The organism is Paraglaciecola mesophila KMM 241 (assembly GCF_000315015.1).
GTDB classification, from domain to species: Bacteria; Pseudomonadota; Gammaproteobacteria; order Enterobacterales; family Alteromonadaceae; genus Paraglaciecola; species Paraglaciecola mesophila.
On sequence record NZ_BAEP01000043.1, the window covers coordinates 1 to 21,083 of the forward strand.

The following is a 21,083-nucleotide window of genomic DNA, read 5'->3' on the forward strand; positions in this document are numbered from 1 at the left end:
GGTCTTGAGGGGCTAAGGCACTGGGTCATAAGAAGTAATTTGACACAGTGCCTTAGTGCTTATACCTCTATTATTAAACCCCATGCCAACTATACCTCAGCCATTATTTTTCCTTATCCTTTTTGAGAAAATGGACAGTCGCCAGCTTAACGAATATTCATCAAGGCGGATTGGCGTACGTAATAATGTGTGATTGCTAGACAATCCAACGCTGCTAGACACAAAAAGAGCGTTATCGAGAGGCTCGGCTTATCCAGTATTCAGTTTATCTACTAATCTAATATGAGCACACAGTCCCAGCCTTCATCCACCAGGTCGTCAAAGGCACCTTGTAACGATCCTTTCTTTTTAATGGCAATGTGACTAGGGCCTTTTTTGCAATCAAGCTCATCATGCTGCACGGGCTCTAGGGTCGTCAGTTGCAATATCTTAGCGATTTCCACGGCAGACGTTCTATCACTAGCCGTAATAACCACTTCGTCTGAATGAATTAAGTAGGGTAGTGAAACTGCCGTACTAGTACATCCGTTTAAGGTTGCTAAAGATAGTATTGTTAGTAACGCTATATTCAGTATTTTCATAAATTTCCCCTAATAGTCGTAAAGCTAATATGCCCAAGTGCTTTGCTGAGCTATGTAAGAATGAGTATAGACAATTACGTTAGAGAAGAAGGGACGTCGGGGCGCTGATCTTTTATATCATAGAGGGGTATGGCAAATACTATGAGTTGTCATCTGCATACAAATAACCAGTAAAAACAAGCCTAAGAGAACATAATTTACTGATGTACATTGCATAAATCCTGACTAGAAAGTGGTTAAATTTAGGTACTGATAAGGCAAAAATTAGCTATGTCTACATGAGATAACTAAGAGCGAGTAACCAGTTTGAGTACAGGGCAGTGTGGCAAAACGGAGATAACAAAGTCATGGGATGTATGCGAAATCACTTCTTACGATGTTGCTGTAGATACCGGCAGATTTATACCTAGCAGCGAATATTTTTACTAGGCAGGTGCTGCGCACCCAGAGCATTCGCTGCGCTTACCGCAATCCATTGCGGATTTGATACGTCATCCCTGCCGCACCAGATACTCTTTCTTCTACAGCTAAGAAAGAGTAACCAGACAAAGTTGTAGGGAACGACTTTGGACATCCAAAGGACGGTGCGTAGCACGCAGGGCATGGACAGCCCGAAGTAAAGAAGCCGCCTCCAGCAAGTCACTTATCCCTGCGCGTCTCGTCTAACACTGGTCGTGAAAACGCGTTCCCGACGCGGCTTTCACTCAGATTGCTCCCGGCAATCTCACCAGCGTTAGCCTTCGATGCTCGGGGTGACTTGAGTCGGTAGAAAAAACAGCGACAAAGTCGCCAAAAGTAACGGCTACGCCGCTAAGAAAACAGTGTTGTCGAGTGTCGATTCGAAATAAATTATCATGGGTGTCTCGTTAATTCAGCTGTTGAAGAAAGAGTTACTCGAGCCGCGGGACGCGGTTTGAAAATAGGCATGGATGCCATAAGCACAGCGCATAGTGGTCAAAGCCATTTGGTGCAGGCCGTTGTGGGGGCAGGAGGTTAGAGACCTCTGGCTACCCGATTATAGCTCTGCTATGCGCGCGAGAGTTTCCGGATGACGTTGTACTAATTTCAAAAGAGTAATTGCTTGCCCATTAGGAGCACTGCGTCCTTGCTCCCAGTTCTCTAAAGTACGAGAAGATGTATGAAGCAAACTTGCAAACACACCGCGAGACATATTCAATTTTTCTCGAATATGTACAATTTCACTAGGTGAAATATCAAGTTCATTTAGATCCTTAACTTGATGTGTTTTAAGAGTAAGCTTCCCCTCTGAATGTTCTTTTGCTTCAACAAGAGCCGAGCTTAATTCTGTAAATAAATCACGATTGCTCATTGCGCCATACCTCCATAAAAGTCTTTAATTTGTTCTTTTGATCTGCGGTGAAATCTGACATTTCACTCTTCCCATAAATAGTGAGCAAATAGAAGCGTCGTTTTTGATCAAAAAAGTAATAAATGACACGTGAACCACCACGCTTACCTTTACCCTTACTTGCAACTCGAAGCTTGCGCAAACCACCTGTACCTTGAATGACATCCCCCTGCTTAGGGTCTGACATTAGTTCAGCCTGAAACAGCCTAAACTCTTCATCACTGAGATAGTCATCTCGATATTTCTCAAATATTTTTGATTCTACAAATATACACTTCATCATTAAAGTGTACGCAATTCGCGTATAGTAGGCAAGGAGGGATATAAATGAGTTATAACAGCTTCATTCACCGACAATCTAACAACGAACATTTTTAACATGGGTGTCTTCGTATCTTCTCGCGACTCAAACTTTCCCGCTCAAATTGGCGACTTGTCATACCCTTCTTTTGAAAACCACTAGTGATTGATTCTCAGATAATTTAATTACGAACATTTTTAACATGGGTGTCTTCGTATCTTCACCCCTAAAAAAGCAGGGTCGTCGAGCGTCGATTTAAAATGAATTATCATGGGTGTCTTCGTATCTATCTTCGTATCTAGTTAAGAATTAACTTGGGTGTCTTGTTAATTCTTCAAGCATTTATACTAAAGCTGAATTCTTTTCTATTAATTTCCCAACAATCTAGCAAACAACCTATTGTTGCTCTAAGTTCGAGAGATGATTCAGAGTGATTTCTAAAGTCTCGGCTCATTGCCAAAAACTCAAGCTCCTTAGCAGTAGAAAAAATTGTTTTCCCCACGTCAGCTTTAGCAAAATATTCTCCAATGATATTTGTTGGCAAGGAATCAAAATCTGCCATTACCTTTGAACGAACTTGTGACGATATAGATCTACCTTCAGCAGCAAACTGCTCAACCAGTGATAAAGACAATGAAAGCATTTTAGTTACGCCTTCCTGACCTTTTGAGCCGTAAGTAAAACCTTCAACTAGTTTACCAACTCTTTCATCGTGCTCGAGGAAAGAGAGCTCTTTGAGGATATAATCAACCCCTATCGAGAATAGTGATAACGAATAATAAAAGCATCGAAGTGCTACGTCTAACTGACTTGGCTTAGTTAAAATTTGTTCTGCAAAAAATCTTGAAACTTCAAGCCATTGATTACATGAATCAAAACTAATTTCATTGGCAAGTAAACTTTTACATTTTAATATCTGTCCTTTCCAATCACCATCAAGCTTGCCTAAACTGTATTTTTCAATTTCTTCTTCAAATTCCTCATCAGAAAAACGGTTTTTTAAGAACCCTTCAGATTTAGACAGTTTAGATAGGAACACTCCATCCAATACTAATACGTCTAAATCTAAACCAAAATCCTTAACCTCTTTTCTTTTATCTGTTGTTGCAACAATCACATTGTTTGCACTAACAGCTTTAGCCAGTCCTTTAGCCCAAAAAATTCGCTCGATAGCCTGAGGCGTTTTTTTATTTTTAACATCAACTATTGTTATATTTCTCGTTAGCGATGATTCACGACTATATAACCAAAGGTCAATGTCAGTAACATCAAAACCTTCATATACAAATGGAACTCCACGAACAACAAAATAACCTGACTGCATGAAGTAATTTCTTAATTGCTCCTCCATTTCAAAGCCTTTTGGTATTTTCCTTACCATTAGAAACCACCTCCTGTTCTTAAAGAACTAATCATATCATTAGTCTCAAATGGACTCTTCTGTATTTGTTCTCGCCTAATTATCTCGCGATTCGCTTCAGGCCCTCTAAATTTTGTTATTGCTGCACCTGGTAATGACTGAATTGACTGTTCACTAACATCTCCTTGCCTAATGGCTTGAAGTGCTAACTCTCCAACTTCCTTTTTTAAAAGTCTCATCAGCGGACCACTGCGCCCATTCTTAGTACCATGACGTATCGCAACAACCCCTTTTAATTCCAGAACCTTATAATCTTGCCCAATTGCACTAACAGGCCCAACTTCTCTACCGTCGATTAACGCTCCAAGTAAGCGGTCGATCATACTGATTTGACCTCGTGCATAGGCACTTTTTGTCATTCCGTAAGTTAATGAAGCAACAAATGCTTTAGCTAAATCAAATGCATCATCAACCATAGAATTACTGAACTTAGAGAAAGCTGAAGGCAATGTTAAATAACCAACCTCCTCTTGATTGTTACTAACTACGTTAATATCAAAAAAGCCAATAGAGTTAACCTTTTTAAACAATGGCTCGCCTAGTATTCTTAGTGCATCAGTATATGATACACATGCATTTTGCTTTAAGAGTTGAGTTAATTCTGTAAGGGAAGCTTGCTCTTCTACTTTAAGTGAATCTAACACAGCTTTTGTTTTAACAGCAGAATTTCGTCTGAACAAGTTTCCGTTAAATAATAACTTTTCATTTTTACTAATCGGCTCAGCATCAACAAATCCAATATTCTCTGAATCATGAAATAATTGTTTAACTTCATTTTTAGCTAATTGATATTCATCAGAAATCTTTTCTGAAAGCTCTGTACTACTAACAGGTTTATTCGATGCTATTTCCGCTAGTTCAATAGCAGATACTTCAATATTTTTAGGGTCAAGGGTTTCAAAAATATTTGTTGTATGTTGTAGAGCTGATGATGTGGTTACACCAAGTACACCAACCCCTGATGAAGATACATCTATTAGTTCTTGTTCTTTAAGTACCTCCAGCAACTTAGGTAGCTCAAAAGCGGTATTTATGTTGGAAGCGTTAGCTAACACATTGAGTTTTTCGTTTGTTATGACACTTTGATTAGTTTCTGAAATGGCAGACAATAAAATACCAGCCTTACCTGCAACAAAAGTGTTTTGGTAGTCACCTTGATTGGTAACATTCTGTAGTTTATTTGTGTGGTGAATTAACCAAGAACCCTGTACTTTTTTATCCATTTAGATACATCCAATGTTGATTGTTCTTCATAACAAAATTAATAGCTGGAAAAAGTTCCGCGTTTAATCACGGAACTTTTCCGCCTTTCCCTACGTGTCGTTTTTAGCATACACCCTAACTTGTTGTACAGGTTAATTTTTTTCCATTTCTTAAACACGATTTGTAGAAACACGGAAAACTTCCAAGATCTTGCTGTTTACCGGAATAGTTGACGAATATGCAGTAAATCTAACTACGAAGCACCCGTTTCTCGACTCAACTTTTTTGGCGACGAAGTCGCTGCTTTTGCTTTTCTCGCGACTCAAATTTTCCCGATCAAAGTGGCGACTTGTCAGATGGCCAGACAGGGACGTCTGGACAAGGCGTGTTGCTTTACAGGGATGTTTCCTCACGTCGGTCTGACAATAAAGGCGCTACTTTTAACGGAATAGAAAGTTTGTTGGAGCCGGCTTCTTTCTGGTGACTCTTTCTTAGCTGTTGAAGAAAGAGTTACTCGAGCCGCGGGACGCGGTTTGAAAATAGGCATGGATGCCATAAGCGCAGCGCATAAGTGAGCACAGCTCATAGGCAGCGAAGCTGTGCTCAGTGCGCGCAGTGCATAAGTGGTCAAAGACCATAAGTGGCCGCAGGCCATAAAGTAAGCAACGCGCATAAGTGAGCACAGCTCATAGGCAGCGAAGCTGTGCTCCGTGAGCGTAGCTCATAAGATAAGCGCAGCGCATAGTGGCCGCAGGCCATAAAGTAAGCAACGCGCATAAACAACCGCAAGGTTGAAAAAAGATGGAATTGTCGACAATACCCGCTATTCCCTCTTGAAAAACCAAATAACTTTGCTATATTGTCGACAACATTAGGTTGTTGAGTGATTTTCAGTTCAGCGTAAATCTTACTCACACTCGCTAAAAAAACACCTTAAATTGGTCGGGAACTAAGCTACCTCCATGCAAAATCTAACCGAACAAGCTATCACTGCTGCTGATAAAACCTTTTTTCAGTTGCGTAAAGACATCGTTGAAGGTGTGGTGCTGGCCGGTTCAAAGCTTAGTGAAACGGAATTGTCGACAAAGTACGGCGTGAGTCGCGCCGTTATCCGTGAAGCGATAAACCGCTTAGAGGCGTGTCATATTGTTGAGCGCAAAGCCAATGTGGGTGCGCGCGTGGTGTCTTTGTCTCCTGAAGGGCTGGTGGACTTATATCAGGTGCGCGAATCCCTTGAAGGCATGGCCGCGCGTTTAGCGGCACAAAACATGAGCGATGACGAAATCGCAGACTTAAATGCCTTACTTAATGTGCACTCCCAAGATGTAAAAAATCATGGCTCTTATTATCAAGAAGCAGGGGATGTGGACTTTCACTACCGGATTATTTTAGGCAGTAAAAACAACCATCTTATCGCCATGCTGGTAAACGGTATTTACCACTTGGTGCGCATGTATCGCGTGCAGTTGGGCATGTCTGGCCCCCGCGTAAGCACTGCGTTTGATGAGCATAAACATATTGTACAAGCGATCTCGAATCGAGACGGTGAGTTGGCCGAGATGCTAATGCGCCGCCATATTTTATATTCGAAAAATAATATTCAGCGCAAATTAGCGCCAGAGCAGATGTAGCTTTGGCGTCATTTCGTTGTCATCAAATAACCCTTTCATTGTTGCACTGGGGTGAATGTTCACCTCATCACAAAATAACTACTCTAAGGAGCAAGTCATATGAGCCCAGGTCAAAAATTCCGCCAAGCCTTAGTCGATAATAAGCCGCTGCAAATCGTTGGGGCGATCAACGCGTATTCCGCCATGATGGCCAAGAAAATTGGCCATAAAGCCATTTACTTATCCGGTGGCGGCGTGGCGAATGCTTCTTACGGGTTACCTGATTTAGGCATGACGTCATTAAACGACGTGATTGTTGACGTGCAGCGTATTACCTCGGCCTGTGACTTACCGCTGTTAGTGGATATCGACACAGGGTGGGGCGGTGCGTTTAACATTGCTAAAACCATTCGCGATATGGAAAAGGCCGGTGCTGCAGCGGTACATATGGAAGACCAAGTGGCGCAGAAGCGCTGTGGCCATCGCCCGAACAAGGAGATTGTGCCGCTAGAGGAAATGGTTGACCGGATCAAAGCCGCGGTTGATGCGCGTACCGACCCAGACTTTTTCATCATGGCGCGCACCGATTCGTTTGCGCAAGAAGGCTTAGACGCCGCGATTGCTCGGGCCAAATCGTATGTTGCTGCCGGTGCTGACGGTATTTTCGCAGAAGCGATTAAAACAGAAGAGCATTACCGTGCCTTTGCCGAGGCGTTAGATGTGCCGATTTTGGCCAATATTACTGAGTTCGGCCAAACCGAATTATGGAACAAAAAAGTGCTAGGCGAGTGGGGCGCAGCGATGGTGCTTTACCCATTAAGCGCATTTCGTGCCATGAACAAAGCGGCAGAAAACGTATACAACGCGATTTTAGAGCAAGGTGATCAAACCTCTGTGGTCGATACCATGCAAACTCGCATGGAGCTTTATGATTACCTGAATTATCACGACTACGAACAAAAGCTAGACAGTCTTTTTGCCCAAGGCAAAAACAAGTAAACGCATAAATAGCGCCGCGTAAACCAAGGTTTCACGGCGCAAAAATTAACGTGATTAACGTTTTAACGAGTACGTCAAAAAACGTTAACGAATACTTATTTAGGAGCAATTCATGGTTGATAAAAAATTAAGTGGTGCTGGTTTACGTGGTCAAAGCGCAGGCGAAACGGCGTTGTGTACAGTGGGTAAGTCAGGTTCTGGTTTAACCTACGCAGGTTATGATGTATCAGATTTAGCAGATAACGCCACCTTCGAAGAAGTGGCTTACTTACTGTTTAATGGTGAACTGCCTAATCAAGCGCAACTCGACGAATATAAAGCATCACTGCTGACGCAACGTGATTTACCCCAAGCACTAAAAGAGGTGCTAAAACTTATTCCAAAAGACGCGCACCCAATGGATGTGATGCGCACCGGTTGTTCATTTCTAGGTAACATTGAGCCAGAAACTGATTTTTCACAGCAGCATAAAGCGGCGAATCGTCTGTTGGCGGCTTTCCCTGCAATCATGTGTTACTGGTATCGCTTTACCCATGATGGTGTTGAGATTGATTGCACCACTGATGAAGACTCGTTAGGCGGGCATTTCTTGGCTCTTTTACATGGTAAAACACCGTCTGAGCAACATCGCAAGGTAATGGATGTATCGCTTATTTTGTACGCAGAGCATGAATTTAACGCTTCTACCTTTACTGCGCGTGTATGTGCGTCGACGCTGTCTGATATGTTCTCTTGCGTGACAGGTGCGATTGGTTCATTGCGCGGGCCATTGCATGGCGGTGCGAACGAAGCCGCCATGGACATGATCCAAAAATTCAGCTCACCTGCGGATGCCAAAGTACAAATGGCTGGCATGCTTGAGCGCAAAGAAAAAATCATGGGCTTTGGCCATGCGATTTACCGCGAGTCTGACCCGCGTAACGTGATCATCAAACGGTGGTCAGAAAAACTGGCGCAGGAAAATGGCGATACGTCTTTGTACGACATTTCAGTGGCCTGTGAAGAATTCATGTGGGACAGCAAAAAACTGTTCTGTAATGCTGATTTCTTCCACGCGTCTGCGTATCACTTTATGGGTATTCCGACCAAATTGTTCACGCCTATCTTCGTCTGTTCACGTCTAACAGGCTGGGCCGCGCACGTGATGGAGCAGCGCAGCAACAACCGTATTATTCGCCCAAGTGCGGATTACGTTGGGCCAGAGCCGCGTAAAGTGTCACCTATTAGTCAGCGCTAAGCTGTAAGGGCGGGGCGAATGTTTATGCATTCGCTTCTGCTTTATTGCTTATATTTATTCGCCAGTATCTGCATTTCTCATTATCAAACAGGTTATGACTGGCGCGTTGTTACTCTCGTATTTAAGGACCGCTATGAATACCGATTACCGTAAACCTCTTCCAGGCACCAAGCTGGATTATTTCGACACCCAAGCAGCTGTTGATGCTATTACCCCAGGTGCTTATGCCAAACTACCTTATACCTCACGGGTGCTCGCTGAAAACTTGGTCAGACGCTGTGCTCCTGAGCAGTTAACCGATTCGTTGAAGCAATTAATTGATCGCAAGCGTGACTTGGACTTTCCCTGGTTTCCTGCACGCGTGGTGTGCCACGATATTCTCGGGCAAACGGCATTGGTTGATTTAGCCGGCTTACGAGATGCTATCGCTGAAAAAGGCGGTGACCCGTCAAAAGTGAACCCAGTGGTGCCCACGCAGTTGGTGGTGGATCACTCATTGGCTGTTGAGTACGGTGGTTTTGATAAAGACGCGTTTGAGAAAAATCGCGCGGTAGAAGACAGACGTAATGAAGACCGCTTTCATTTTATTCAATGGACCAAAACCTCGTTTAAAAACGTCGATGTTATTCCATCGGGTAACGGCATTTTGCATCAAATTAACCTTGAGCGTATGTCCCCTGTGGTGCAAAAGCTTAACGGCGTTGCCTTTCCGGACACGTTAGTGGGCACTGACAGCCACACGCCTATGGTCGATGCCCTTGGGGTGATGTCGATTGGTGTGGGTGGCCTTGAAGCAGAAAGCGTTATGTTAGGGCGCGCATCGTATATGCGCCTGCCGGATATTATCGGCGTTGAGCTAACTGGGCGCCCACAAGCAGGTATCACCGCCACTGATGTGGTGTTGGCATTGACCGAATTTTTGCGCAAAGAAAAAGTAGTGTCGTCGTATTTAGAGTTTTACGGCGAAGGCACTAAGCACCTGACGTTGGGTGACAGAGCCACCATTTCAAACATGACTCCAGAGTACGGTGCGACCGCGGCCATGTTCTATATTGACCGTCAAACCATTGATTATTTGACCCTAACCGGGCGTGACGACGAGCAAGTGAAACTGGTTGAAACCTACGCAAAACACACTGGTTTATGGGCAGATAGCCTTGAAACCGCTGAGTATGAGCGTGTACTTACATTTGATTTATCGACTATCGGGCGCAATATTGCTGGGCCGTCAAATCCCCATAGCCGTGTACCCACCTCTGAATTGGCCCAACGCGGTATCAGCGGCGTGGTAGAAAACGAAGAAGGCAAAATGCCTGATGGCGCGGTGATCATCGCGGCTATCACCAGTTGTACTAATACCAGTAACCCGCGCAACATGGTGGCCGCTGGCTTAATTGCTCGCAATGCCAACAAACTCGGCTTAACGCGCAAGCCTTGGGTGAAAAGCTCATTGGCGCCGGGTTCAAAAGCGGTGCAACTGTATTTAGAAGACGCCAAATTATTGCCTGAGCTAGAACAACTCGGTTTTGGGGTGGTGGCATTTGCGTGTACATCTTGTAACGGCATGAGCGGCGCCCTTGACCCAGTGATCCAAAAAGAAATTACCGATCGCGACCTATACACAACGGCTGTGTTGTCGGGTAATCGTAACTTTGATGGGCGTATTCACCCTTATGCGCAGCAAGCATTTTTGGCGTCACCGCCTTTAGTCGTGGCATACGCTATTGCCGGTACAATTCGTTTTGATATTGAACGGGATATTTTAGGCCATGATAAAAACGGTAATCCAGTAACACTAAAAGATATTTGGCCAACCGACGAAGAGATTGATGCGGTAGTCAAAGCCAGTGTTAAACCTGAGCAGTTCCGTAAAGTGTACGAGCCCATGTTTGATTTAAAAGTGGAATACGGCACGCACATTAACCCTCAATACGACTGGCGCCCACAAAGTACTTATATTCGTCGCCCTCCTTATTGGGAAGGGGCCTTAGCCGGCGAGCGTTCCATGAAGGGCTTACGCCCATTGGCAGTATTGGGTGACAATATCACTACGGATCACTTATCGCCTTCTAATGCGATTCAGCTCAACAGCGCGGCAGGTGCCTATTTGCACAAAATGGGGTTACCCGAGGAAGACTTTAACTCTTATGCGACCCACAGGGGCGACCATTTAACCGCTCAGCGCGCAACATTTGCTAACCCTAAACTGTTCAATGAAATGGTGCATGAGGTAGGTGCTGACGGGAAAAGTAAGGTCAAACAAGGCTCGCTAACGCGTTTAGAGCCACAAGGCACTGAAATGCGTATGTGGGAAGCGATTGAAACCTACATGCAGCGCAAGCAGCCACTGATTATTGTGGCGGGTGCGGATTATGGTCAGGGCTCATCGCGTGACTGGGCAGCCAAAGGCGTCCGCTTAGCGGGTGTTGAAGTGATTGTGGCAGAAGGTTTTGAGCGTATTCACCGTACTAACTTGATTGGTATGGGTGTATTACCACTGGAGTTTATGCCAGGTGATAACCGTCACACGTACAAGATAGATGGCAGTGAAACCTATGATGCTTTAGGTGAGCGTAAGCCGGGTGCACAAATGACCCTAAACATTACCCGCAAAAACGGTGAGCAGGTGAGTGTGCCGGTGAAGTGTCGTATTGACACCCAAGAGGAATCGTCAATCTATGAAGCAGGCGGTGTGCTACAACGCTTCGCGCAAGACTTTCTTGAAGCGACGGTAGGGTAAGGAGTAGGTATGGCTACTAAAGCTAAAACACATCAGCCACAAATCAAAATCCCCGCGACTTACATGCGCGGGGGCACCAGTAAAGGGGTGTTTTTCGCCTTGAATGACCTGCCTGAGTCGGCACAAAAGCCTGGCTCTGCAAGGGACAACCTCTTGCTGCGCGTCATTGGTAGCCCTGATCCTTACGGTAAACAAACCGATGGTATGGGCGGGGCGACATCGAGCACCAGCAAAACGGTGATTCTGTCGAAAAGCGACCAAGCCGAACACGATGTAAATTATCTGTTCGGCCAAGTGGCTATCGATAAAGCCTTTGTTGATTGGAGCGGTAACTGCGGTAACTTAACGGCTGCAGTGGGCTCGTTTGCTATCAGCAATGGTTTGGTGAAAGCCAGCCGTATTCCGCAAAACGGCATTGCCGAGGTGCGCATTTGGCAGCAAAACATCCAGAAGACCATCATTGCCCATGTGCCCATCACCGATGGCGAAGTACAAGAAACCGGTGATTTTGAGTTAGACGGTGTGACGTTTCCCGCCGCCGAAGTGTTGATAGAATTTATGCACCCAGCGGATGATGGCGATGCGGCTGCTCAAGGTCAAGACCAAGGCCCAAGTGGTATGTTCCCCACAGGTAATATTGTGGATGAACTTAACTCACCTGAGCTGGCGGCTGTTGGGGTAAGTAACCTTAAAGCAACGTTAATCAATGCCGGTATTCCAACGATTTTTGTAAACGCGGAAGACATTGGTTACACAGGCACTGAGTTGCAAGAGGTGATAAACGGCGACCCTGCTGCGCTGACCAAGTTTGAAACCATTCGCGCTCAAGGTGCTGTGCAAATGGGATTAATCAAGGATGTTAGTGAAGCTGCGTCACGCCAGCATACGCCGAAAGTGGCGTTTGTAGCGCCGCCAAGGCCTTATGTGTCATCCAGTGGCAAGGCTATTGAACTTGATGACATTGATGTATTGGTGCGGGCCATGTCGATGGGCAAACTGCATCACGCCATGATGGGCACTGCGGCCGTGGCCATTGGTACAGCTGCAGCCATTCCGGGCACACTGGTGAATTTGGCCGCTGGTGGCGGCGAGCGCAGCGACGTGCGTTTCGGTCACCCGTCGGGCACCCTAAAAGTCGGCGCGGCTGCCGAATTAGTGGATGGCCAATGGTCAGTGATAAAAGCGTCTATGAGTCGCAGTGCGCGTGTCTTGATGGAAGGCTGGGTGCGTATCCCTAAAGACAGCTTCTAACGCGTGTAACGTGCACTGCTTAAGTCACTCGTTGGTGTTGGCGCAAAATATCGCCAGCATCGCCCAAGCTGATTTAATCGGTGTCATGCAGATAAGCGATTGGAAAGCGACGTTAGCCTTTGCTAAGGTCGCTTTTTCGTGTCAGTTACGCACACAGCGTATTGAAATTCTACTTTTCAACTTATGTTGAGCTTGTAACAAAGGATATTCTGCAAGGATGATCGCCCCTCATACTGCTGCCTTTTGGCGCGCTACGCTGGCCCTGTGTTTAGGCTCGTTTATGGTGTTTGCTAACCTGTATGTGACTCAGCCATTATTGCCTATGATAGCCGAGCAGTTTGGGGTGTCCGCGCTGCAATCGAGTGTCAGTTTTACCATTTCCACCTTTACTCTGGGTATCTCTCTGCTATTTTACGGGCCGCTCTCTGATGCCATTGGGCGTAAAGGGATTATGCTGCTCACCATGATGGGTATTACGCTTACCACTACTTGTTTGGCCTTCGCTGGTGATTACCAAAGTTTGCTGATTTTACGTGCCGCCCAAGGCTTATTTTTAGCGGGTTTGCCCGCTATCGCGGTGGCCTACATGAGTGATGAATTTAACGCAGACGCTTTGATGATAGCCGTGGGAATCTATATCAGTGGTAATTCACTTGGTGGTATTGGTGGGCGTTTACTTGGGGGCTTTTTGGGGGAAAATTTCGGGTTGATCGGTACCTTCGAAATAATGGCATTACTCAGCTTAAGCCTGACACTAGCATTTGCTTGGCTTTTACCTGCTTCAAAAGGTTTTTTACCTAAACCTCTGCGCCCCAAATCCATGCTGCATCAGCTCGCAGCACACCTAGCAAACAAACGTTTGTTGCTAAGTTACTTGATAGGCGGACTAAGCTTCTTTATTTTTGTAAACCAATATAGCTTCATCACATTTGTACTTAAAGACAGCCCTTATTCTTTATCGGCTCAGTTTATTGGGCTGCTCTTTTTAACCTATTTATCTGGCACTTACGCATCTGCTATTTCAGGTAAATTGGGCAAGCGTTATTCGCAACCAGTGTGCATGATGGCTGGCACAGTGATTATCATGCTTGGCTCAGCCGTGACTTTAGTGCCGTCCATGTATGCGATTATTCTAGGGTTACTGATCAACGCATTTGGTTTCTTTTTGACCCACTCCACAGCTAGCAGCTGGGTAAGCTTGAACGCGAAAAGCGGTAAAGCCAGTGCCTCGTCTTTGTATCTGACTTTTTATTACCTTGGCGCAAGTACAGGCGGTATTTATTTAAACATGTTCTGGCAACGAGCTCATTGGGCTGGTGTTGTGCTGGGTTCGTGGTTAATGTTATTGGTTATATTAGCTCTTGGTTATAGATTAAGGCGTCTGCATGGTATTTCACAGCAGACATCACTATAGTAACGCCATGAGCTGACGCGATTTATGCTTTTCGTTGCTTTGAGGTAAATGGCACTATAAAGTTTATAAATCTGTTTGCTTGTTAGGATTGCTACAATCACCAATTACACTCTGCCTAACGCTTTATCCCTTAGTGTGCAAAAAATAAGGCTAATTATAGCGCTGGGCACAGCATTGATGATGAGTTTTATAATTGCTGATTTAAGCGTTATTCCCGAAGCTGTAAAACCTGTGTACCTCACCTCTCGCTTGGGTATGCAATTCCCGATATTGGCAACCTTTTTCGCTCTGACTTTTCTACCTTTTTATCAAAAAATACATGATGTGGTGCTGTGCATAAGCTTGCTATTAGTGTGCTATGCCAACTATTGGTTAATCGTACAATGCTGGAAAATAGCTGAGTTTTCATTTTCTTATGAAGGCACCTTGCTCTACGGGCTTTTTTGCATGTTTATCATGCGGCTATCCTTTAAGTTTTCAATCATTTTTGTGTTATTTACCATACTCGGCTTCGCCTTAATTATATTCTCGTATCCTGTTTACGCAGGCTTTGGCATGGTGAATCTTGGCTTTGTCTCCCTTGGCTTAATAATCAGTTTGATCGGCGTAAAACAAATCGAAAATGCCTTTGGGCGCTTTCAACAACTCAATGAAAAATTGGTGCGTTTAAACCAAATAGATCAGTTAACTGGGCTATATAATCGCGGCGCTTTAGAGCAGCAATTTGATCTGATGCTATCGGTTTCTAATCGTATTGGCACATCTATCAGTGTCTTTATGATTGACCTTGATAATTTCAAAGATTTTAACGACGGTCATGGGCATTTGCGCGGTGATGAAGTGATACAAACTCAAGCTGAAATATTAAGACAAGTGTTTAATCGAGAGACAGACACTGTTGCGCGCTATGGCGGTGAAGAGTTTATTGTCATATCACTGGGCATTAACGCACAGGCTTCTGAGGCACTGGCGGCTGAAGTTCTTAGAGAGTGGGTAAGAAGAAAAATTAAACACGGCAAAGGTCAGGGCCAAGATTTTGTGAGCTGTTCAATTGGCCTGATAAGCACTCAAGTCGATAAAGAAACCCAGAAGAAACATTTAATTGATACAGCGGATAAGGCACTTTATGCGGCAAAAGATAAGGGCCGAGCGCGTTTTATTAACGCTGATAATCTCGATATCCTGTAAGGGAAGCTTATTGGCCCACTCAAGAAAGCGACTGAGTAATACTGCCACTCGCTTTGCAATTATTACTGTTTTAACGCTGAGCTCCTTAGTTTTTACCTTCTAAAAATATAATTCCGTTACCACCAAACACGTCTGCACAACAGAGCTCTTCTACCATTAGCACGAGAACGCGGATATTTTTCAGCGATTGGAATACCCCTTGCTTAGTCTATATCACATCACTTTAACGTTGCGCGCACGTTACAGCCAAATCAAAGTGGAAACTCTAGCTAGAGCCAGAGCTGAAACAAAGGCTAGGAGTGTCAAGCGCAGCCGTAACTCAGTAAGAGGACAATACCATTGCCAAATATTCATAATTCACCCTCATCTCAGCCCGAAACAAGTGAAACAATTAACGAAACAAACAGCGAAAAAAGCGCCTTTCCTTCTTTACTAGCGCCATTAAATATGGGGAATATTCAGCTTAATAATCGTGTGTTTATGGCGCCCTTAACACGTTCTCGCTCAACCCCAGGGGAGAATTTACAGACGCCTTTGCATGCCTTGTATTACGCACAACGCGCTTCTGCGGGCCTGATCATCTCCGAAGCCACACAAATCAGCCCTCAGGGGCAAGGTTATGCGTGGACGCCGGGCATTTTCACTGATGAGCAAGTGAGCCATTGGGAAGTGGTCACAGATGCAGTACACAACGCCGGTGGTCGTATTTTCTGCCAGCTATGGCACGTTGGGGCTATCTCGCACCAAGTGTTCCAACCACATGATGCGCGCCCATTTTCATCAAGCGAATTTCAACCTGAAGGTGAAGCCTTTGTCGGTGATTTACTGCCAAACGGCCCAACGGTGCCGCACCCGAAAGCCCAAGCGATGACGCTTGAGGATATCGACAATCTAAAACGTGATTATCGTCACGCGGCAAAATGCGCAAAAGAAGCTGGGTTTGATGGTGTTGAATTGCACGCAGCGAACGGTTATTTGCTCGACCAGTTTATACGCTCATCGGTTAACAAACGAGACGATCAATATGGTGGCAGCGTGGAAAATAGATTGCGTTTGTTAGAGGAAGTTATTGATGTTATTGCGCAAGAAATACCGCGCAACAACATAGGTGTGCGCCTGTCACCCACGGGCGGCCCCGGTGGCAGTTATGATGACGACCCAGAAGGCACTTACGTCGCCGCAGCTAAAGCGGTGTCAGGCAAAGGCGCTGTTTATTTGCATGTGGTTCGCCCGAACAACCATACAGGCGATGGCTCAGGTATCGAAAAGGGTAATCAGTTGCTTAAGGATATGCGTGCAGCCTTTAGCGGAGTGTTTATCGCCAACGGTGAATTTAGCCCGCAAGAGGCTAATACGTGGATTGAAAACAACGACGCTGATGCAGTGGCATTTGGGCGCTCATTTTTAGCTAACCCAGATTTACCGGCTCGCATCGCCAACGATGGCCCGTACAACGAGCCAAATGAAGAGACATTCTACGGTGGCGGCAGTGAAGGATACGTAGATTACCCGTCTCTTAATTTCATTCAATCAGCCATGTAACGGCCGCTACTTCTATATGACGTTGAAAGGGCGTGTTTACCTAACGTAAACACGCCTTTCACTTTTAGATACTCGCCGAAGTGGACATTGAAAAACCGTAGTCCACTTCGCACTAGCTTTAAATGAGAGAGAAACGATGACCACTATTTCAGCATATGCAGCAAAATCAGAAGACGGCCAAATGGCACCTCATGAAATTAAACGCCGAGCGCCTGGGGAGCATGATGTACAAATCGATATTCAGTTCTGTGGTGTGTGTCACAGTGATTTGCACGCGGTTAAAAACGACTGGGGCAACTCAAATTATCCTTTAGTGCCTGGTCACGAAATCATTGGCGAAGTGAGCGCAGTGGGCAGCAAAGTAAGTGACTTCAAAATAGGCGATACGGTGGGTGTGGGTTGCATGGTGGACTCGTGTCAAACATGTGCAGCCTGTGAAGAACATCTTGAGCAGCACTGCTTAAACGGCGCGACCATGACCTATAACAGCAAGTTGAAAGACCCTACTGATGATGAAGAAGACATCACGCAAGGTGGTTACTCTAAACAGGTTGTGGTGAGTGATAAATTTGTGCTCAAAGTGCCTAAAAACCTAGATAAAGCCGCTGCTGCGCCGCTTTTGTGCGCAGGGATCACCACATACTCGCCGTTACACCAACACGGTGTTAAAGAAGGCATGACAGTGGGCGTGATTGGTTTAGGCGGCTTGGGCCACATGGGCATTAAGTTCGCTTCTGCCATGGGGGCGCATGTGGTGATGATCACCACCTCTAAAGAAAAGGCTGATGACGCCAAAAAGCTCGGCGCGGATGATGTATTAGTCACTAAAGACAAAGACGCCATGAAAAAATGGCGGGGTAAGTTTGATTTCTTGCTTAACACCATTCCCGTAGGGCATGACGTGAACCCGTATCTATCTTTGCTCAAATACAACAGCACTATGTGTTTCGTCGGTGCCATTGAGCCACTTGACGCGGTTAACGGTGCATTGATGATTGGCGGGCGTAAAGCGCTGGCAGGCTCACTTATTGGTGGAATTAAAGAAACCCAAGAGATGCTCGATTTTTGCGGTGAGCACAATGTGGTCTCCGAAATCGAAAAAATTGACATGCAGGATATTAATGACGCGTTTGAGCGTATGAAAAGTAACGATGTGCGTTATCGCTTCGTAATTGATATGCAGAGTTTTTAACGCCACTGGCCAATTGGAATACTGTAGCGCGTCTTTAAAATGAACATTGCCCAGAAAACCCAAGCATTGTGCTTGGGTTTTCTATTTAGGGCATCCTATTAAGAGCTTTGTGATTAAGGCTTTCTAGTGAGTCGCTTGGCTTGGCGTTATCGCTTGCTCGCATTGGCACCTCGGTATTTAACTGTGCTTTGAAAAGGTGCAGTGTAACTAAATTGGTGCTCGCTTTATTGGGCGTTACGTGCCAATGATAAGTAACTTCGAGAGTTTATTTTACCTTTTTACTGTAACCTATTGATATTCATGATTTTTAAGTGGTTATGAATATTCTTTGCTGAATAGTTCATTGAGCGGCATGCTTCTCGCAACTTCGCATAAATTAACCGTTTTATTTATTAACCAATTTTTAGATTTTTGACCAATAATAAAGGAACAGAATATAAAGTGCGCAACACCCTAATCTGGCTGCTAGTGACTCGTGTGATAGAGCATGCTGTTGAATACAGGCTTACTCATATAATCAAGCGCAATAGCGTGAGCAAGCAGCTGACACTGACCAACACATCATTATGGATAGTTGAATGAGTCAAGGTTATCGACACACAGTCGGCAGTACCACCTATCAGTTCACGAGTTTGGCCCAGCTAATGGCCAAAGCCACACCCGAACGCTCGGGAGATAGATTATCAGGCGTGATTGCTCGCACCGCACAAGAGCGCGTTATTGCTCAAATGACGTTGGCTGAAGTTCCCCTTAAAACCTTCTTGAATGATGCGCTAATCCCCTATGAAAAAGATGAAATCACGCGCTTAATTCTAGATGAACACGATCAACAAGCGTTTGCGCCTATTGCCCATTTCACCGTGGGAGATTTTCGAAACTGGCTGTTAAGCGACTACGCCACTAGCGAAGTACTGGCCAGTGTAAGTGCTGGCATTACCCCAGAAATGGCCGCGGCTGTGTGCAAAATAATGCGCAATCAAGACCTCATTTTAGTGGCTAAAAAATGTCACGTTACCACCGCATTTCGCAGCACAATAGGCCTGCCTAGCAGGCTTTCAACTCGATTGCAGCCCAACCACCCCACCGATGACATAAACGGCATTGCGGCCAGCATGCTAGATGGTTTGCTGTACGGAAATGGCGATGCGGTCATAGGCATCAACCCAGCAACAGACAATGTTGCACAGGCCACCCACCTGCTGCATTTAATGGATGACGTCATTCAGCAATATCAAATTCCAACACAAAGTTGTGTATTAACCCATGTGACCAACACCATAGAGTGCATTGAAGCGGGGGCGCCGGTGGACTTGGTGTTTCAATCTATTGGCGGTACACAAGCGACCAACAGCAGTTTTGGTTTTAATTTGGCGACATTAGCAGAAGCGCAAGAAGCCGCGCTTAGTCTAAACAGAGGTACAGTGGGCAACAATGTGATGTATTTTGAAACCGGTCAGGGCAGTGCGTTGTCGGCGAATGCACATCATGGGTTAGATCAGCAAACATGCGAAGCCAGAGCCTATGCTGTGGCCCGAAAATTTAATCCATTGTTGGTTAATACAGTGGTGGGCTTTATTGGCCCTGAATATTTATACGATGGCAAAGAGATCACCCGAGCTGGGCTTGAAGATCACTTTTGCGGAAAATTGCTTGATCTGCCTATGGGCTGTGACGTGTGTTACACCAATCACGCTCAAGCTGATCAAAACGATATAGACAACCTGTTGACATTACTCGGGGTGGCGGGTTGTTCATTTATTATGGGGATCCCGGGCTCAGACGACATTATGCTGAATTATCAAACGACCTCATTTCACGACGCCTTGTATTTGCGTCGGGTGATAGGCGCGAGACCAGCACCAGAGTTTGAGATGTGGTTAGACCAAATGAAGATCATGAAAAATGATGGGCAGTACATACTATCGGATCATGTGCCAGACGTTTTTGCCCGTTCGTTAAAGGCACTAGGGGGACGTTCATAATGAAAAAGTACATTGAGGAACCCGCAACACAAAGCAAGAGGTTGGACAATCACGGGAGTCTAACAAACAGTAAAGTGGTAAAAAACCCATGGCGCACCTTACGTAGCTATACGAATGCACGTATTGGACTAGGGCGGGCAGGGATAAGCTTACCCACCTCTGAAATGCTGGGGTTTCAGTTGTCGCATGCCAAGGCCCGAGATGCAGTGAAATTGCGATTAAACACGCAAGAGCTACAACATAAACTCACCGAGTTTTCGTCATTGTTGCCTTGCCCACCCATGGTGCTGCATAGCCAAGCGTTTGATAGAACGACATTTTTGCAGCGCCCTGATCTGGGAAGAAAATTAAATGACGTGTCGCGCAACGACTTACTTAACTTTATGACCCAACAAGGGGGAGAAAGCGAGCCGCAATACGATTTGGCGATAGTGGTAGCGGACGGACTTTCATCCTTGGCGGTGCAACATAATGCCGCGCCTTTTTTAAAGCAGTTAATGACTCGACTACACAGCGCATCAGAGTCGTGGAGCTTGGCACCGATGACGATCATTGAGCAAGGCCGGGTCGCCATTGGTGATGAAGTAGGGGAGCGGTTAAACGCCAAGGCCGTGTTGCTGTTAATTGGTGAGCGTCCTGGGCTGAGCTCCCCTGATAGCCTAGGGTTGTATTTTACCTGGCAACCCAAAGTAGGCTTAAACGATGCACAGCGAAATTGTATTTCTAATATCCGCCCTGCAGGTTTGGGCTTCGACGATGCGGCTCAAAAAGCGATGTATTTACTAACCCAAGCCAGGCGCTTAAAGCTTTCAGGGGTTAACCTCAAAGATCGTTCTGATAGTGATGTGCTTAGCGCGTTAAAAAACAGAGTAGTGCCTATGCGCAGCTTTTTAACTAAGCCGAGCTAGCGTGACACTGAGGTTGCCTTGATTAATATCTAGCAAAAAAATAATGGGTGCATAAAGAGCTAAGTCTACTCCCGTGTTTCAGTGAATTTTTAATAGACATGAAAAAAAACGAGCTGTTAAATACAACAGCTCGTTGATATTTTTCA

The 21,083-nt window shown here is 45.3% G+C and carries 17 protein-coding genes; 12 read left to right on the plus strand and 5 right to left on the minus strand.

The annotated features are described in order from the left end of the window. Positions 1 to 272: 272 nt before the first annotated feature. From GMES_RS09630 to GMES_RS09650, 5 genes are all read right to left on the minus strand, one after another. Positions 273 to 581 (minus strand): hypothetical protein, encoded by a 309-nt coding sequence (locus tag GMES_RS09630; RefSeq protein ID WP_039987111.1) that lies wholly within the window; start codon positions 579 to 581, stop codon positions 273 to 275. Positions 582 to 1,596: 1,015 nt separating this feature from the next. Continuing rightward, complete coding sequence (locus GMES_RS09635; protein ID WP_006992471.1) at positions 1,597 to 1,911, minus strand: type II toxin-antitoxin system RelB family anti-toxin transcriptional regulator; 315 nt, start codon at positions 1,909 to 1,911, stop codon at positions 1,597 to 1,599. Then, complete coding sequence (locus GMES_RS09640) at positions 1,898 to 2,233, minus strand: type II toxin-antitoxin system RelE/ParE family toxin (protein ID WP_264368272.1); 336 nt, start codon at positions 2,231 to 2,233, stop codon at positions 1,898 to 1,900. The genes GMES_RS09635 and GMES_RS09640 overlap by 14 nt, the downstream gene beginning before the upstream one ends. Before the next feature lie 352 nt (positions 2,234 to 2,585). Then, positions 2,586 to 3,632, minus strand: coding sequence for a hypothetical protein (locus GMES_RS09645; protein WP_006992473.1), 1,047 nt, complete (start codon positions 3,630 to 3,632; stop codon positions 2,586 to 2,588). Beyond that, positions 3,632 to 4,894 carry a hypothetical protein gene (locus tag GMES_RS09650; protein WP_006992474.1) on the minus strand — a complete coding sequence of 421 codons (1,263 nt, stop codon included), beginning with the start codon at positions 4,892 to 4,894 and terminating at the stop codon, positions 3,632 to 3,634. Before GMES_RS09650 ends, GMES_RS09645 begins: the two co-directional genes overlap by 1 nt. 942 nt (positions 4,895 to 5,836) lie before the next feature. Here GMES_RS09650 and GMES_RS09655 point away from each other — a divergent pair. The 12 genes from GMES_RS09655 (at position 5,837) to eutC (ending at position 20,937) form a co-directional block, all read left to right on the plus strand. Further along, positions 5,837 to 6,505, plus strand: a complete 669-nt coding sequence (locus GMES_RS09655) for a GntR family transcriptional regulator (RefSeq protein ID WP_006992477.1) — start codon at positions 5,837 to 5,839, stop codon at positions 6,503 to 6,505. A gap of 99 nt (positions 6,506 to 6,604) precedes the next feature. Continuing rightward, the gene (gene prpB / locus GMES_RS09660) at positions 6,605 to 7,483 is read left to right on the plus strand and encodes a methylisocitrate lyase (RefSeq protein ID WP_006992478.1); all 879 of its coding nucleotides are present in this window, start codon (positions 6,605 to 6,607) and stop codon (positions 7,481 to 7,483) included. Between the two features lie 112 nt (positions 7,484 to 7,595). Next, entirely contained in the window at positions 7,596 to 8,720 is a 1,125-nt protein-coding gene (gene prpC, locus GMES_RS09665; RefSeq protein WP_006992479.1) for a bifunctional 2-methylcitrate synthase/citrate synthase, read from the plus strand. 133 nt (positions 8,721 to 8,853) lie between these two features. Further along, on the plus strand, positions 8,854 to 11,460 hold the full coding sequence (gene acnD, locus GMES_RS09670; protein WP_006992481.1) for a Fe/S-dependent 2-methylisocitrate dehydratase AcnD: 2,607 nt from the start codon (positions 8,854 to 8,856) through the stop codon (positions 11,458 to 11,460). Between the two features lie 9 nt (positions 11,461 to 11,469). Next, the gene (prpF, locus tag GMES_RS09675; RefSeq protein ID WP_006992482.1) at positions 11,470 to 12,711 is read left to right on the plus strand and encodes a 2-methylaconitate cis-trans isomerase PrpF; all 1,242 of its coding nucleotides are present in this window, start codon (positions 11,470 to 11,472) and stop codon (positions 12,709 to 12,711) included. Positions 12,712 to 12,721: 10 nt separating this feature from the next. Continuing rightward, positions 12,722 to 12,901 carry a hypothetical protein gene (locus tag GMES_RS09680; RefSeq protein WP_006992483.1) on the plus strand — a complete coding sequence of 60 codons (180 nt, stop codon included), beginning with the start codon at positions 12,722 to 12,724 and terminating at the stop codon, positions 12,899 to 12,901. Between the two features lie 27 nt (positions 12,902 to 12,928). Continuing rightward, positions 12,929 to 14,125 (plus strand): MFS transporter, encoded by a 1,197-nt coding sequence (locus tag GMES_RS09685; protein WP_006992484.1) that lies wholly within the window; start codon positions 12,929 to 12,931, stop codon positions 14,123 to 14,125. Between the two features lie 177 nt (positions 14,126 to 14,302). Continuing rightward, positions 14,303 to 15,313 (plus strand): GGDEF domain-containing protein, encoded by a 1,011-nt coding sequence (locus tag GMES_RS09690; protein ID WP_006992485.1) that lies wholly within the window; start codon positions 14,303 to 14,305, stop codon positions 15,311 to 15,313. Between the two features lie 339 nt (positions 15,314 to 15,652). Continuing rightward, on the plus strand, positions 15,653 to 16,855 hold the full coding sequence (locus GMES_RS09695) for an alkene reductase (protein WP_006992486.1): 1,203 nt from the start codon (positions 15,653 to 15,655) through the stop codon (positions 16,853 to 16,855). A 136-nt stretch (positions 16,856 to 16,991) separates the two neighbouring features. Continuing rightward, on the plus strand, positions 16,992 to 18,047 hold the full coding sequence (locus GMES_RS09700; RefSeq protein ID WP_006992487.1) for an NAD(P)-dependent alcohol dehydrogenase: 1,056 nt from the start codon (positions 16,992 to 16,994) through the stop codon (positions 18,045 to 18,047). Between the two features lie 578 nt (positions 18,048 to 18,625). Beyond that, a complete protein-coding gene (locus GMES_RS09705) occupies positions 18,626 to 20,029 on the plus strand; it encodes an ethanolamine ammonia-lyase subunit EutB (RefSeq protein WP_006992489.1) in 1,404 nt (467 codons plus the stop codon). After that, positions 20,029 to 20,937 (plus strand): ethanolamine ammonia-lyase subunit EutC, encoded by a 909-nt coding sequence (gene eutC / locus GMES_RS09710; RefSeq protein ID WP_006992490.1) that lies wholly within the window; start codon positions 20,029 to 20,031, stop codon positions 20,935 to 20,937. Before GMES_RS09705 ends, eutC begins: the two co-directional genes overlap by 1 nt. Positions 20,938 to 21,083 lie beyond the last annotated feature (146 nt).

Coding starts and splice junctions, on each gene's coding strand:
- GMES_RS09630 (WP_039987111.1), bottom strand. CDS start 581: ATGAAAATACTGAATATAGCGTTACTAACAATACTATCTTTAGCAACC.
- GMES_RS09635 (WP_006992471.1), bottom strand. CDS start 1,911: ATGAGCAATCGTGATTTATTTACAGAATTAAGCTCGGCTCTTGTTGAA.
- GMES_RS09640 (WP_264368272.1), bottom strand. CDS start 2,233: ATGATGAAGTGTATATTTGTAGAATCAAAAATATTTGAGAAATATCGA.
- GMES_RS09645 (WP_006992473.1), bottom strand. CDS start 3,632: ATGGTAAGGAAAATACCAAAAGGCTTTGAAATGGAGGAGCAATTAAGA.
- GMES_RS09650 (WP_006992474.1), bottom strand. CDS start 4,894: ATGGATAAAAAAGTACAGGGTTCTTGGTTAATTCACCACACAAATAAA.
- GMES_RS09655 (WP_006992477.1), top strand. CDS start 5,837: ATGCAAAATCTAACCGAACAAGCTATCACTGCTGCTGATAAAACCTTT.
- prpB (WP_006992478.1), top strand. CDS start 6,605: ATGAGCCCAGGTCAAAAATTCCGCCAAGCCTTAGTCGATAATAAGCCG.
- prpC (WP_006992479.1), top strand. CDS start 7,596: ATGGTTGATAAAAAATTAAGTGGTGCTGGTTTACGTGGTCAAAGCGCA.
- acnD (WP_006992481.1), top strand. CDS start 8,854: ATGAATACCGATTACCGTAAACCTCTTCCAGGCACCAAGCTGGATTAT.
- prpF (WP_006992482.1), top strand. CDS start 11,470: ATGGCTACTAAAGCTAAAACACATCAGCCACAAATCAAAATCCCCGCG.
- GMES_RS09685 (WP_006992484.1), top strand. CDS start 12,929: ATGATCGCCCCTCATACTGCTGCCTTTTGGCGCGCTACGCTGGCCCTG.
- GMES_RS09690 (WP_006992485.1), top strand. CDS start 14,303: ATGATGAGTTTTATAATTGCTGATTTAAGCGTTATTCCCGAAGCTGTA.
- GMES_RS09700 (WP_006992487.1), top strand. CDS start 16,992: ATGACCACTATTTCAGCATATGCAGCAAAATCAGAAGACGGCCAAATG.
- GMES_RS09705 (WP_006992489.1), top strand. CDS start 18,626: ATGAGTCAAGGTTATCGACACACAGTCGGCAGTACCACCTATCAGTTC.
- eutC (WP_006992490.1), top strand. CDS start 20,029: ATGAAAAAGTACATTGAGGAACCCGCAACACAAAGCAAGAGGTTGGAC.